The following is a 13,597-nucleotide window of genomic DNA, read 5'->3' on the forward strand; positions in this document are numbered from 1 at the left end:
GCGGCCGTGCTGCGGCTCGCGCTCTTCGACCTCGACGACACCCTCTTCGCCCATGCCCGCGCCGTGCGGGAGGGGATCGTCGCGTACGCCGCCTCGCTCGGCGCCGCCTACGCCGGCGAGCCGGCCGACGTGCAGCGCCGCTGGCACCTGCTCGAGGAGGAGCACTACCACCGCTACCTCGCGGGCGAGCTCGACTACGAGGGCCAGCGCCGGGCGCGCGCCACGGACTTCGCCGCGGAGGCCGGAGTCGGGCTGACTCCCGAGGAGGCGAGCTCCTGGTTCCGCGGGTACCTCGAGCACTACGTCGCCGCCTGGACCCTCCACGACGACGCGCTGCCCGTCCTCGACCGGCTCGACGCCGCCGGAGTCCGTCTCGGCGTCATCACCAACGGCGTGCTCGACTTCCAGCGGGGGAAGATCGAGGGCACGGGCCTCTCCGGTCGCTTCGAGCACGTGATCGCCTCCGGCGACGTCGGCGTCACCAAGCCGGACGCGCGGATCTTCGCGATCGCCTGCGAGCGGTTCGGGGTCTCTCCGGAGGAGGCCCTCTACGTCGGCGACCGGCTCGGCACCGACGCCGTCGGAGCGGCCGCTGCGGGCCTGCGCGGCGTCTGGCTCGACCGCGTCGGCGGTCCCGAGCACGGCCGCATGCTGCCGCCCGAGGCGGTCGAGCTGGGCGTGCGCCGGATCGCTTCCCTGGACGAGCTGGACGCGCAGCTCGGGCTGTCGGCGGACTGAGGCCCCGCCCGGTCCGGGTCTCGATAAGCCGCCTGCAGCGACTACGCGACCAGCATGCAGGTCCGAATTGCCGGGTCTCGATGAGCCGTCTGCGGCGATCACTCGACCAGCATGGGTGTCCCCGAACCACCCCGTTGCGATACCCGTTGCGCCGTCGTCGGAACGACGAAGCGCCCCACCCGACCCGAGGGTCGGACAGGGCGCATCACCGTGAACGGACTCACGCCATCCGCTCGTCGCGCAAGGCGAACGGGGAGGACGCGTGTCGGCGTCGTCCCCTAGCCGGACGCGACCCGCTCCCCGAGACGCGACCACCTCGATGAGCCGACCGCGCCGCGGCAGGCAGGGACTGCCGCGGAGAAAACTACTGCACGTCCTCGTCGATCCAGTCGAAGGTCTTGGTGACGGCCTTCTTCCAGAGGCGGTACTGGCGGGCGGCCTCGTCCTGGTCCATCTGCGGGGTCCAGCGCGAGTCCTCCTGCCAGTTCTGGCGCAGGTCGTCGAGGTTCTCCCAGAAGCCGACCGCGAGACCGGCCGCGTAGGCCGCTCCGAGCGCGGTGGTCTCCGCGACGACCGGTCGGACGACCGGGACGCCGAGGATGTCGGCCTGGAACTGCATGAGCAGGTTGTTGGCGATCATTCCGCCGTCGACCTTGAGCTCCTGCAGGGGGACGCCGGAGTCGGCGTTGACCGCGTCCAGGACCTCGCGGGTCTGGAAGGCGGTCGCCTCGAGCGCGGCGCGGGCGATGTGGCCCTTGTTGACGTAGCGGGTGAGGCCGACGAGGGCTCCGCGGGCGTCGGAGCGCCAGTAGGGGGCGAACAGACCCGAGAAGGCGGGGACGAAGTACGCGCCTCCGTTGTCCTCGACCGTGGCGGCCAGCGCCTCGACCTCGGGGGCCGAGCCGATGAGGCCCAGGTTGTCGCGCAGCCACTGGATCAGCGAGCCGGAGACCGCGATCGAGCCCTCGAGCGCGTAGTGCACCTCGCCGTCGCCGAGCTTGTAGCCGATGGTGGTGAGCAGACCGTTCTTCGAGTGGACGATCTCGGTGCCCGTGTTGAAGATCAGGAAGTTGCCGGTGCCGTAGGTGTTCTTCGCCTCGCCCGGGTCGAACGCCGCCTGGCCGAAGGTCGCGGCCTGCTGGTCGCCGAGGATGCCGGCGATCGGGACCTCGCGCAGCAGCGACGAGGACTCGACGTGCCCGTAGACCTCGGAGGAGGAGCAGACCTCGGGGAGCATCGACTTCGGGACCCCGAAGGCCTCGAGGATGTCGTCGCGCCACTCGAGGGTCTCGAGGTCGAGGAACAGGGTGCGGGAGGCGTTGGTGACGTCGGTCTTGTGGACGCCGCCGTCGATGCCGCCGGTCAGGTTCCAGAGGACCCAGGTGTCCGTCGTGCCGAAGATCAGGTCGCCCGCCTCGGCCTTCTCGCGAGCACCCTCGACGTTCTCGAGGATCCAGACGATCTTGGTGCCGGAGAAGTAGGTCGCGAGCGGGAGGCCCACGATCGACTTGAAGCGGTCAGCGCCCTCGTCGCCCGCGAGGCGGTCGACGATCGACTGGGTGCGGGTGTCCTGCCAGACGATCGCGTTATAGACCGGCTTGCCGGTCGTCCTGTCCCAGACGACAGCGGTCTCGCGCTGGTTGGTGATGCCGACGGAGGCGATGTCGTGGCGGGTCAGGTCGGCGCGGGAGAGAGCCTGGCCGATCACCTCGCGGACGTTGTTCCAGATCTCGATCGGGTCGTGCTCGACCCAGCCGGCGCGCGGGAAGATCTGCTCGTGCTCCTTCTGGCCGGTGGAGACGATCGATCCCTTCTTGTCGAAGATGATCGCGCGGGACGACGTGGTCCCCTGGTCGATAGCGATGACGTAGTCAGCCATGAATGATTACTCCTTCGTAACGGGGGTGAAAGGAAGCGCGGCGGTCTAGAGGACCGGGAGCAGCACGAGCGAGGCGAGGCCCGCGAGCACTCCACCGACGATCGGGCCGGCGACGGGCACCCAGGCGTAGCTCCAGTCGCTCGAGCCCTTGCCCTTGATCGGCAGCAGCGCGTGCGCGATGCGGGGGCCGAGGTCGCGGGCGGGGTTGATGGCGTAGCCGGTCGGGCCGCCGAGGGAGGCGCCGATTGCGATCACCAGGATGGCGACGGGCAGCGCGCCGAGCGCGGCCAGACCGCCGTCGCCCTGACGTCCGCCGCCGAAGCCGATGACGACGAAGACGAGGACGAAGGTGCCGATGACCTCGGTGACGAAGTTCCAGCCGTACGAGCGGATCGCCGGACCGGTCGAGAAGACGCCGAGCTTGTTGGCCGCGTCGGGCTCCTCGTCGAAGTGCTGCTTGTAGGCGAGCCAGCAGAAGACGGCACCGAGGATCGCACCGATCATCTGGGCGAGGATGTAGACGAGGATCGAGACGATGTCGACGGGCACGCCGGAACCGAACTCGGTCGCTCCACTCGCGACGAGGCCCAGGGTGACCGCGGGGTTGAGGTGCGCCCCCGAGTTGTACGAGACGATCACACCGGCGAAGACCGCGAAGCCCCAGCCGATGTTGACCATGAGGGTTCCGCCGTTGAGACCCTTGCTCTTCACGAGCGCGACGTTGGCGACGACACCGCAGCCGAGGAGCACGAGCATGGCCGTTCCCACGACTTCGGCGAGGAAGACCACTCCGAGATTGTCCACGTTGACCTTTTCCTTTTCGTAAGACGGACGCGCACAGGCGTCCGCGGCGGGCTTCGATGCCCGACGGTGTGAAGTTATCGGCGCCCTGTCCTAGCGACAAGGAACGGCGCGTGCACGTTTGTGCGTTGTCACGACGGAAGCCCCGGTCGAGGTGGTCCTCGGTCCGGGGCTTCCGTCGATCCGCGCCTGATCGCCGATCAGGAGGCGGGCACGGCCGTCGGGGTCTGCACCGAGGTGCCCCCGACGTCGACGCCGTTGTACTCCTTGAGGTGCGCGATGGTCGCGTCGACCTCCGACGCGCGGGCGGCGTCGTCCCAGCCCAGCACGGCGCCCGTGTGCTCGGCGAGCTCCTCGAGGAGCTCGCGGCTCAGGCCGCCCGTGAAGGCGTGGTTGGTGCGGCGCATCACCAGGTCGATGAGGTGCACCACGCTTTCGCGCTGGGCGAGGTAGCGGATCTCACCGGTGGTGAAGTCCTTGTCGAAGTCGAGCGCCTCGTCGTGGCCGTCGGCCAGGGCCTCGATGACCTCCTGCGCCCGGGTGCCGTAGCGCTCGAGCAGCTGGCCCGTGCGGGCCGAGGAGAGCCCGGAGCGGTGCTGGCTGATCCACTGCGCGCGGGACGCGTCGGTGCGCGGGAAGCCCTTGCCGCCTCCGATGGGGGTCTTCACGGTGGAGACGCGACGGGTCACGCCGATCCGCTTGAAGACCTCGTTCGAGAGGTGCTCCGACAGGGCGCGGAACGTCGTCCACTTGCCGCCTACCAGGCTGAGCACGGGCGAGCCGTTGCCGGGGAGCGTCGAGGGCTCGATGCGGTAGTCGCGGGAGACGAAGCCCGGGGCCTCGTCGTCGTGGCGGGGCAGCGGGCGGATGCCGGAGAACTTGAAGACGATCTGCGAACGGTCCACGCGGATGGCCGGGAAGACGTGGTTCACGAGCTCGAAGAAGTAGTCGATCTCCTCCTCCGTGCACACCGCCGGCTTCGTGGGGTCGGCGTCGATGTCGGTCGTGCCGACCATCACGCGGCCCTTGAGCGGGTAGATGAGGACGATGCGTCCGTCGCTGTGCTCGAAGAACATCTCGCGACCCTCGCAGGCCTCGACCAGCTCGGGGTTGTCGAGCACGATGTGCGAGCCCTTGGTGCCGCCCATGAATTTCGTGGACGTGCCGAGGGCCGTGTTGGTGAAGTCGGTCCACGGTCCGGAGACGTTGACGACGACGTCCGCTGCGAAGGTGAACTCCTCGCCGGACTCGCGGTCGCGGAGGACGACGCCCTTCTCGTCGGCGCCGACGGCCTCGACGTAGTTGGCCGCGCGGGCCTTCCTGCCGCCGATCAGCGCGTCGTGGAGCACGTCGAGCGCGAGGCGCTCGGGCTCGTGCACGGAGGCGTCGAAGTAGGTGGCGGTGTACTTGATCTTCGGGTCGAGCTTGGGGAGCTCGTTCAGCGAGAGCTTGCGCCCGTGGAACTGGTGGCGCGGGACCGTGCCGCCGTCGCGGGAGAAGAAGTCGTACATCGTGAGGCCGACCTTGATCAGCAACGCACCGCGCTCCTGCGGCTTGCCCGACTTGTGGGTCAGGAAGCGCAGCGGAGCCGCGAGGATGCCCGAGAACGTCGAGTAGATCGGGATCGTCGTCTGCAGCGGCTTCACGTAATGGGGAGCGATCTTCAGCAGGCCGTTGCGCTCGTGCACGCCCTCGTTGACGAGTCGGAACTCGCCGTTCTCGAGGTAGCGGATGCCGCCGTGGATCATGTGGCTCGAGGCGCTCGAGGCACCGGAGACGTAGTCGCCGCGCTCGACGAGGGCGACGTCGACGCCGTTGAGCGCGAGCTCGCGGAAGGTCCCGATGCCGTTGATGCCACCGCCGATGACCAGGACCGTGGCGCGGGGGTTGTCGCGGAGAGCAGCGACGCTCTCGCGCAGAGCGGAGTTTCCGGGAGTTCCGTCGGACTGTGCCACTTCGTACTCGCCTTCGTGTCGTAGGGGTGTCGTCGAGGCCTCCGCACCAGCGTGCACCGGGGAGATGACCGATTGATTTCGCGGAGGAATACAGCCATCCTTGACCCGACAACACATCCGGTCAAGACCGGTGGAAATCCGTGCAGGGAGCGCTATGACCCCGGTGAGACCGGTCGTCGAACTCGACGAGACGACCCACGCGACCCATCCCGACAAGACGCGGGACGCGCTTCGTGCGGCCCAGCTGTACTACATGCAGGATCTGACGATGGACGCGATCGCGCACGAGCTGCACACGTCGCGCTCCTCCGTCTCGCGCCTGCTCTCGCACGCCCGCGCGACCGGCCTGGTCGACATCCAGATCCGCTCCCCCCTCGACCGGGCGAGCGCCCTCTCGGCCGAGGTGCGGTCCCACTTCGACATCACGGCGCACATCGTGCCGGTGCCGGACCACACCAGCGAGATCGACCGGCTCGAGCGGGTCGCCCTGTCCGCAGCGAGGATCCTCGGGCAGTTCATCGACTCGAACATGATCGTCGGCATCGCCTGGGGCTCCACGATGAGCGCGATCAGCCGCCACCTGATCGCCAAGGAGACGCACAACACGCAGATCGTGCAGCTGAACGGCGCCGGCAACACCGAGACCACGGGCATCAACTACTCGAGCGAGATCCTCCGCCGCTTCGGTGACGCCTACGCGGCGAAGGTCCAGCAGTTCCCGGTGCCGGCGTTCTTCGACGACCCGACCACCAAGCAGGCGGTGTGGCGCGAGCGCTCCACCCGACGGGTCCTGGAGCTGCAGCAGAGGATGGACGTGGCGCTGTTCGGGCTCGGGTCGCCGTTCGCGGCGGTCCCCTCGAAGGTCTACATCGGCGGCTACCTGGAGCCGAGCGACTTCATCTCGCTCAGCGGCTCCGGGGTCGTCGGCGATGTCGCGACGGTGTTCTACCGGTCCGACGGCAGCTGGGACGACATCCCCATGAACGAACGTGCAAGCGGTCCGGACCTCTCCACCGTGCGCCGCGCGTCGCGCCGGATCTGCGTCGTCTCGGGCGCCTCGAAGCTGCCGGGCCTGCGCGGCGCCCTGGCGGCCGGCCTCATCACCGACCTCATCCTCGACGAGGGAACGGCCCGCGCCCTCATCTCGGACTGACGTCCGCGCTCCCCTCCCTCTCCCCCCGCCGCGAGATGCCACTTGTGACGCTTCCGTCCGGCGTGTCGCCAGCACAGGTGGCATCTCGCGAGGGTCGTCAGAGCGCGAGCGCGCGGCGGACCCGGGCGGCGGTGGCGTCCGGGTCGAGCATGCCCGAGGCCCGCACTCGGACGACCCGGTAGCCGAGGGCCTCGATCGCTTCGATCCGGGCGATGTCGCGCTCGTACTGTGCACGATCGGTGCGGTGGTGGTCACCGTCGTACTCGACGACGACGCGCGCGATCCGGTAGAGCATGTCGACCCGAGCGACGAAGCACCCGTCGGCATCGGACAGCTCCACCTGCAGCTCCGGCTCGGGAAGCCCGGCCCTGACCAGCAGGAGCCGCAGCAGGGTCTCGCGGGGCGACTCCGCCCCGACCCGGAGGTGGCCCGCTGCTTCGCGTGCTCGCCGGCCGCCACGCCCGCGGAACCGCGCTGCACGCTCCGTGAGGACCGGGAGGTCGACCCGCAGGCCGCGCCTGCGTCCCTCGTCATCAGGGAGGACGATCGCGTCGCCGAGGACGATGAGCTCGTCGAGACGGCGGGAGTCGGCCAGGTGGCAGAAGGTCGAAGCGGGGTCGGCTGCCGGGTATCGCGTTTGCACCACGGCGACCGCCTCGTCCCAGAGATGGTGTGACCGCACGCCCACCCGTCGGGCGGCTCGCATCGGAGGAGCGACCGAGACGTCGAGCGGACTCGTCGCGGTCATCCGCCGATCCGGCAGGCCCAGCAGATGCGCTGCCGTGCCGTGGGAGAAGAACTCGCCCGGCCGCATCACAGCGGAGAACGCGGCGATCCGCTCGTCGACATCGGCCGGCTCAAGCGCTGCACGGGCTCCCCGGAACACGGCGACCGGGTAGTCCCGGACGAGACCGTGTCGCGACTGCCCGCTCGTCGATGCATTCATGACCCCGGGGTGCTGCTGCTCGCTCATGCCCCGCAGGGTGCCCGATCCGCCGCCCACCCCGCTCGCGTTCTCCACACCCCCTCCTGCGAGATGCCACCTGTGAGGGCGACACGCCGAAGGAGACCGTCGCAAGTGGCATCTCGCGGAAGGGGAAGGGTGAGGCGGGAGCGGTCAGGACTCGCGGGCGTGCGCGTCGAGGAACTCGTAGACCTCGGCGTCGTCGATGCCCGGGAAGGTCCCCGACGGCAGCGGTGCGAGCACGTGCGCGTGCAGGCGCGCGCTCGGCCAGGCGTTGCCGTCCCAGCGCGCGGCGAGCTCCGACGGGGCGCGCCGGCAGCAGGACTCGTCGGGGCAGCGGGAGAGCTCGCGGCGGTCGGTGTCGCGGCCTCGGAAGAAGCGGGCCTCGGCGAACGGGACGCCCACGGTGATCGAGAACTCCTCGGTGGCGGTCGTGCCGGTCTGCGACGCCGACCAGAAGGTGCCCGCCGGAGTGTCGACGTACTGGTAGTACTCCGTCGTCCGGTTGGTCCGGGTGAACGCGGAGCGCGCCGACCAGTAGCGGCAGACGACCTGGCCCTCGACGGCCCCGGTGACGTCGGTCGGCAGCGGCAGCCCGTCGTTCTCGTAGGCCTTCTGGATCGAGCCGTCTCCCAGCACCCGCAGGAAGTGCATCCGGATGTCGAGGTGCGAGGTGAGCAGGTTCGTGAAGCGCAGGGCGGCGGCCTCGTGGGTGACGCCGAAGCCGTCGCGGAAGTCCTCCACCGAGACGTCCCGCTCGCGCTTCGCCTCCTGGAGGAACGCGACCGCCGGCTCCAGCGGCATCAGGCACGCGGCGGCGAAGTAGTTGATCTCGAGGCGCTGGCGGAGGAAGTCGGCGTAGGTCACCGGCCGCTCGTGCCCGAGGAGGCGGTGCGCCATCGCCTGCAGCGCCAGCGCCCGCAGGCCGTGGCCCCCGGGGATCGAGGCGGGCGGGAGGTAGATCCTGCCGTTCGCGAGGTCGATCACCGAGCGGGCGGAGTGCGGCAGGTCGCCGACGTGGATGATCTCGAAGCCGAGGTGCCGGGCCATCTTCGAGACGGAGCTGTGGGTCAGTGCTCCTCCGCGGTGCCCGACGGTGCGGAGCATCTCGCCCGCCACCTCCTCGATCTCGGGCAGGTAGGAGCTGCGCTCGCGCAGCTGGAGCCGCTGGGCGGTGTTGGCCCGGCGAGCCTCCTCCGGTGTGGCACTCGCCTCGCTCCGGCGCCGTGCGAGCTCGCGGTAGACGCCGAGGAACGCCTCCAGCACGGGCGTGCTCAGCCCCTTGTTGACCTTGAACTCGGGCAGGCCGAGTGAGCGGTACAGCGACCCCTTCTGCACGCGCGCCAGCTCGATCTCGAGCGCGGCCCGCTCGCTCGGCGGCTCGTCCGAGAGCAGCGCCGCCAGCTCGACGCCGAGCGCGGCCGCGAGGCGCTGCAGGAGGGAGAGGCGCGGCTCGCGGCGCCCCGTCTCGATCAGCGAGAGCTGGCTCCCCGACACGTCGACGCGCTCGGCGAGCTGCCCGAGGGTCAGTCCGCGCCGGGTGCGGAAGTGGCGCAGGCGCTGCCCGAGCAGCACGGCGTCGGAGCCCGGGGCGGGTGTCGAGGGATCGGTCACGGCGAGCTCCAGCGGTCGGTTGTGACGAAAGCGCAAAAAGACGGTTTCTTGACCGCCTGAGCACCGGGAATACTTCCTGATCCTCCTCCATCCTGGCTTCAGGCGCCACCGAGCGCCCCTCCCGGCCCGGCCGGCCTCTTCCCGGCTGCGGCCGGCGACTCCCCACCCCCGTCGACGACGACCACCGAAAGCGGAGCCAGCATGAGCATCTACAGCAACACCGTCCGACTCGAGCCGAGCACCATGACCGCGCCGACGTCCGTCCCCGCGCCCGTCGTGCCGCCGGCGCCCCTCGCCCTCCGCCGCTGGGTGCGCGAGACCGCCGCGATCCTCCAGCCCGACGCGATCGAGTGGAGCGACGGCTCCCCCGCGGAGTGGTACCGCCTGACCGAGCGGCTCGTCGCCTCCGGCACGCTCCTCCCGCTCAATCCGGAGTGGCGGCCCGGCTCGTTCCTGGCCCGCACCGACCCGGACGACGTCGCCCGGGTCGAGGACCGCACCTTCATCTGCACGACCGACGAGGCCGACGCGGGACCGACCAACAACTGGCGCGAGCCCGCCGCGATGAGGGCCGAGCTCGCTCCCCTCCTCGACGGAGCGATGCGCGGACGGACGATGTACGTCGTCCCGTTCTCGATGGGGCCCGTCGGCGGTCCGCTCTCGCAGCTGGGCGTCCAGGTCACCGACTCGGCCTACGCGGTGCTGAACCTGCGGATCATGGCGCGCGTGGGCTCCGAGCCGCTCGCGGCCTTCACCGAGGAGACCCCGTTCGTCCGCGGCGTGCACACCGTGGGGCTGCCTCTCCGCGACGCGGACGGCGTCACCCGCGAGGACGTCGCCTGGCCGTGCAGCCCGGTGAAGTACATCACCCAGTTCCCGGAGACGCGCGAGATCGTCTCGTACGGCTCCGGCTACGGCGGCAACGCCCTGCTGGCGAAGAAGTGCTTCGCCCTGCGCATCGCCTCGGCGATGGGGCGCGAGGAGGGCTGGCTCGCCGAGCACATGCTGCTGATCCGCATCGTCTCGCCCGAGGGACGGCGCTACCACGTCGCCGCCGCCTTCCCGAGCGCGTGCGGCAAGACCAACCTCGCGATGATGCAGCCCGCGATCCCCGGCTGGCGGGTCGAGACGCTGGGCGATGACATCACCTGGATGCGCCGCGGCGAGGATGGACGCCTCTGGGCGATGAACCCCGAGACGGGCTTCTTCGGCGTCGCTCCCGGCACCGGGGAGACCTCGAACCCGAACGCCGTGCAGACGCTCTGGGGCAACACGATCTTCACCAACGTCGCGCTCCGCGAGGACGGCGACGTGTGGTGGGAGGGCCTGACCGACGAGGTCCCGGAGCGGCTGACCGACTGGCGCGGGCACCCGTGGACGCCGGCGTCCGGCACGCCCGCCGCGCACCCCAACTCCCGCTTCACCGCGCCGGCCGCGCAGTGCCCGTCGCTCTCCGCCGACTGGGACGCCCACGAGGGCGTGCCGCTGGACGCGATCGTCTTCGGTGGCCGACGGGCGAGCAACGTCCCGCTGGTCACGCAGGCCACCTCGTGGCAGCACGGCGTCTTCCTGGGTGCGACCGTCGCCTCCGAGAAGACCGCGGCCGCGGAGGGCACGGTCGGGGAGCTGCGCCGCGATCCGTTCGCGATGCTCCCCTTCTGCGGCTACAACATGGCCGACTACTTCGCGCACTGGCTCGCGATCGGCGCCGAGCTCGGCGATGCGGCGCCGGCGGTGTTCCAGGTCAACTGGTTCCGGAAGGACGCGGACGGCGAGTTCCTCTGGCCCGGCTTCGGCGAGAACGCGCGGGTGCTGCAGTGGCTCGTCCGCCGCCTGGAGGGGCTGGCTGAGGCGCGGCGGAGCCCCCTCGGCGACCTGCCGGTCGCGATCGACACGCACGGGCTCCTGCTCTCCGCGGCCCAGAAGGAGGAGCTGTTCTCCGTCCCGGTGGAGGCGTGGCTGGAGGAGTGCGCGCTCACGGAGGAGTTCTTCACGCGGTTCGGCGACCGGCTGCCGCCCGAGCTGTCCGCCGAGCTCCAGGCCCTGCGGCTCCGGCTCCTCGCCGAGAAGCTGCCGCTGGCGGCCTGATCCCCCTGACCGAGCCGGCTCCTGCCGGACACCCCTGTGGCCCGCGGGCGGATCATCCCCCTTTCCTCGCACCCCCGCGGGTCCACTCCCCCCTTCCGCTCCCACGACGACGGGCACCATGACCGACCGCATCACGCTCCGCTTCCTCGCCGCCCCGCAGGACGCCACCGCCGACGGCCGCAGCGCCCAGGCCGGCCGCGTCCTCGAGTGGATCGACAAGGCCGGCTACGCCTGCGCCGTGGGCTGGAGCGGCGGCTACTGCGTGACGGCGTACGTCGGCAACGTCCACTTCACCCGGCCCATCTCGGTCGGCAACCTGATCGAGGCGACCGCCCGCGTCATCCACACCGGGCGCACGAGCATGCACGTGCTGGTGCAGGTCGCGCAGGCGGATCCGCGGACCGGCCTCTACGAGGACGCCACGCACTGCCTCCTCGTGTTCGTGGCCGTCGACGACGAGAAGAGGCCGCGGTCGGTCCCGGAGTGGCGGCCCCGCTCGATCGAGGACCTGTCCCTCGCCGAGGGCGCTGCCGCGCGCATCGACGGCCGCCGACGGCTGCACGACGTGATGCGCGCCCAGGAGTACACCGAGGAGGGCACCGGTCCGCGGATCGTGTTCCGCTTCCTCGCGGCGCCGGGCGACGTCAACTGGGGCGGCAACGCCCACGGCGGGATCGTGATGCGCTGGATCGACGAGGCGGCCGACGCGGTCGCGCAGCGCTGGACCGGCCGCGACTCTGTGGCCGTCTACTCCGGGGGGATCCACTTCTACCGTCCGGTGCGCATCGGGCATCTCGTCGAGGTGGAGCCGCGCCTCATCCACACGAGCGCCCGGAGCATGCACCTGGCGGTGCACGTGCGCTCCGGGGACCCGCGGACCGGCGAGCTGGAGCTGACCACGCAGTGCCGGAGCGTCTTCGTGGTGCGGGGCGCCGACGGGGCGGCCGAGCCGGTCCCGCCTCTCGAGCTGCGGACCGGGGAGGACCGGCATCTGGACGCCCATGCGCGCGAGCTGATCCTCCTGCGCGCGGCGCTGCCGCCGCTCCCGCTCGCGGGGACGGCCGGCGCTAGGGTCGGAGCGTGAAGCTGCCGATCCTCGTCCTCAACGGCCCGAACCTGAACCTGCTCGGCACCCGCGAGCCCGAGCTCTACGGCTCGGACACCCTCGTCGACGCCGTGGCGCTGGCGGCGGAGGCGGCCGAGCGGCACGGCTTCACGGTCGAGACCTTCCAGAGCAGCTCGGAGGGCGCGATCGTCGACCGGCTGCACGCGGCTCGCGGCTCCGTCTCGGGAGTGGTGCTCAACGCCGGGGCGTACACGCACACGTCGATCGCGATCCGCGACGCCGTCCTCGCGACCGAGCTGCCGATGGTCGAGGTGCACGTGAGCAACGTGCACCGGCGTGAGCCGTTCCGGCAGCACTCCTACCTCTCGGACGTCGCGATCGCCGTGATCGTCGGCGCGGGCATCGCCGGCTACGGCTACGCGGTGGACGTGCTCGCGCGAGCGGCGGAGAAGCGATGAGCGGCCTCGGACGCTCCTTCGGCAGCGCGGTCGACGCCTACGACTGCGGGCGGCCCGGCTACCCCGACGACGCCGTCGACTGGATCGTGGGGCACGCCCCCGCGCGGGTGGCGGGCGCCTTCATCCCGGAGCGGGCCCGCGCGGCGGGAGCCGACGCCTCCGATCGGCTGCGCGCCGTGGACCTCGGCGCGGGAACGGGCAAGTTCACCGCGTCGCTCGCGTCCCGCGGCCTCGACGAGACCGCGGTCGAGCCCGACGCGGAGATGCTCGCGCGGCTCGCCTCGAATCTGCCGGGGGTCCGCCCCGAGGAGGGGACGGCCGAGGCGATCCCCGCCGCGGACGCCTCCGCGGAGCTCGTCACCGCCGCGCAGTCGTGGCACTGGGTCGACGCCGAGCGCGCGGGAGCCGAAGTCGCCCGCGTCCTGGTGCCGGAGGGCGTGCTCGCGCTGGTGTGGAACATCCGCGACGAGTCGGTCCCCTGGGTGCGCCGGCTCGGCGAGGTCGCCGGAGCCTCCACCGCCGGGCGCTTCGAGACGCTCCGGCCGCCGCTCGGCTCCGCTCTCGAGCGGGTGGCGTTCGCGGCCTTCGAGTGGTCCTTCGAGCTGGACCGAGCCGGGGTGCGGGACATGTTCGCGTCCCGCAGCTCCGTCATCGCGATGCCCGACGAGGAGCGCGCCGCGGTCCTCGCGGCGGTCGACGCCGTGGTGGACGAGGAGTCGGGCGGGAGCGGGACCGTCGCGATGCCGTACTCGACGCGCGTGACGATCGCGCGCCGCTCCTCCTCCGCCTGACTCCGCGCCGCGCGCCGCGGACCGCCCCGCCCGCCGACTACCCTCGGAGGGCGCCGCACCGGCGCGAGCACCGAGAGCACGAGGAGAGAC

11 protein-coding genes are annotated in these 13,597 nt (G+C 71.2%); 6 read left to right on the forward strand and 5 right to left on the reverse strand.

Annotated elements, in window-relative coordinates:
* Nucleotides 1–6: 6 nt before the first annotated feature.
* Nucleotides 7–738, forward strand: coding sequence for an HAD family hydrolase (locus C5B93_RS01830; RefSeq protein WP_181068293.1), 732 nt, complete (start codon nucleotides 7–9; stop codon nucleotides 736–738).
* 364 nt (nucleotides 739–1,102) lie between these two features.
* Here the strand turns inward: C5B93_RS01830 and glpK are convergent, their stop codons facing one another.
* From glpK to C5B93_RS01845, 3 genes are all read right to left on the reverse strand, one after another.
* Nucleotides 1,103–2,617, reverse strand: a complete 1,515-nt coding sequence (gene glpK / locus C5B93_RS01835) for a glycerol kinase GlpK (protein WP_104226427.1) — start codon at nucleotides 2,615–2,617, stop codon at nucleotides 1,103–1,105.
* Nucleotides 2,618–2,662: 45 nt separating this feature from the next.
* Entirely contained in the window at nucleotides 2,663–3,373 is a 711-nt protein-coding gene (locus C5B93_RS01840; RefSeq protein WP_244230707.1) for an MIP/aquaporin family protein, read from the reverse strand.
* 245 nt (nucleotides 3,374–3,618) lie between these two features.
* Nucleotides 3,619–5,373, reverse strand: coding sequence for a glycerol-3-phosphate dehydrogenase/oxidase (locus tag C5B93_RS01845; protein ID WP_258068097.1), 1,755 nt, complete (start codon nucleotides 5,371–5,373; stop codon nucleotides 3,619–3,621).
* Nucleotides 5,374–5,527: 154 nt separating this feature from the next.
* On the opposite strand from C5B93_RS01845, the gene C5B93_RS01850 reads away from it, so the two are divergent.
* Nucleotides 5,528–6,526, forward strand: coding sequence for a sugar-binding transcriptional regulator (locus tag C5B93_RS01850; RefSeq protein ID WP_104291618.1), 999 nt, complete (start codon nucleotides 5,528–5,530; stop codon nucleotides 6,524–6,526).
* Between the two features lie 97 nt (nucleotides 6,527–6,623).
* On the opposite strand, the gene C5B93_RS01855 is transcribed toward C5B93_RS01850, so the two are convergent.
* Together C5B93_RS01855 and C5B93_RS01860 are read right to left on the reverse strand one after the other, a co-directional pair.
* Nucleotides 6,624–7,499, reverse strand: a complete 876-nt coding sequence (locus C5B93_RS01855; protein WP_219812363.1) for an endonuclease domain-containing protein — start codon at nucleotides 7,497–7,499, stop codon at nucleotides 6,624–6,626.
* Between the two features lie 144 nt (nucleotides 7,500–7,643).
* On the reverse strand, nucleotides 7,644–9,104 hold the full coding sequence (locus C5B93_RS01860; protein WP_104291619.1) for a helix-turn-helix domain-containing protein: 1,461 nt from the start codon (nucleotides 9,102–9,104) through the stop codon (nucleotides 7,644–7,646).
* A 243-nt stretch (nucleotides 9,105–9,347) separates the two neighbouring features.
* Between C5B93_RS01860 and C5B93_RS01865 the strand changes: the two genes are divergently transcribed.
* The 4 genes from C5B93_RS01865 (at nucleotide 9,348) to C5B93_RS01880 (ending at nucleotide 13,507) form a co-directional block, all read left to right on the forward strand.
* Complete coding sequence (locus tag C5B93_RS01865) at nucleotides 9,348–11,192, forward strand: phosphoenolpyruvate carboxykinase (GTP) (RefSeq protein WP_104291688.1); 1,845 nt, start codon at nucleotides 9,348–9,350, stop codon at nucleotides 11,190–11,192.
* A 118-nt stretch (nucleotides 11,193–11,310) separates the two neighbouring features.
* A complete protein-coding gene (locus tag C5B93_RS01870) occupies nucleotides 11,311–12,276 on the forward strand; it encodes an acyl-CoA thioesterase (RefSeq protein WP_104291620.1) in 966 nt (321 codons plus the stop codon).
* Nucleotides 12,273–12,716, forward strand: a complete 444-nt coding sequence (aroQ, locus tag C5B93_RS01875) for a type II 3-dehydroquinate dehydratase (protein ID WP_104291621.1) — start codon at nucleotides 12,273–12,275, stop codon at nucleotides 12,714–12,716. The genes C5B93_RS01870 and aroQ overlap by 4 nt, the downstream gene beginning before the upstream one ends.
* The gene (locus C5B93_RS01880; protein ID WP_104291622.1) at nucleotides 12,713–13,507 is read left to right on the forward strand and encodes a class I SAM-dependent methyltransferase; all 795 of its coding nucleotides are present in this window, start codon (nucleotides 12,713–12,715) and stop codon (nucleotides 13,505–13,507) included. The genes aroQ and C5B93_RS01880 overlap by 4 nt, the downstream gene beginning before the upstream one ends.
* Nucleotides 13,508–13,597 lie beyond the last annotated feature (90 nt).

It is taken from the genome of Rathayibacter sp. AY1A2, assembly GCF_002930935.1.
In the GTDB taxonomy this organism is placed as follows: domain Bacteria; phylum Actinomycetota; class Actinomycetes; order Actinomycetales; family Microbacteriaceae; genus Rathayibacter.

Coding starts and splice junctions, on each gene's coding strand:
- glpK (WP_104226427.1), bottom strand. CDS start 2,617: ATGGCTGACTACGTCATCGCTATCGACCAGGGGACCACGTCGTCCCGC.
- C5B93_RS01840 (WP_244230707.1), bottom strand. CDS start 3,373: ATGCTCGTGCTCCTCGGCTGCGGTGTCGTCGCCAACGTCGCGCTCGTG.
- C5B93_RS01850 (WP_104291618.1), top strand. CDS start 5,528: ATGACCCCGGTGAGACCGGTCGTCGAACTCGACGAGACGACCCACGCG.
- C5B93_RS01855 (WP_219812363.1), bottom strand. CDS start 7,499: ATGAGCGAGCAGCAGCACCCCGGGGTCATGAATGCATCGACGAGCGGG.
- C5B93_RS01865 (WP_104291688.1), top strand. CDS start 9,348: ATGACCGCGCCGACGTCCGTCCCCGCGCCCGTCGTGCCGCCGGCGCCC.
- C5B93_RS01870 (WP_104291620.1), top strand. CDS start 11,311: ATGACCGACCGCATCACGCTCCGCTTCCTCGCCGCCCCGCAGGACGCC.
- C5B93_RS01880 (WP_104291622.1), top strand. CDS start 12,713: ATGAGCGGCCTCGGACGCTCCTTCGGCAGCGCGGTCGACGCCTACGAC.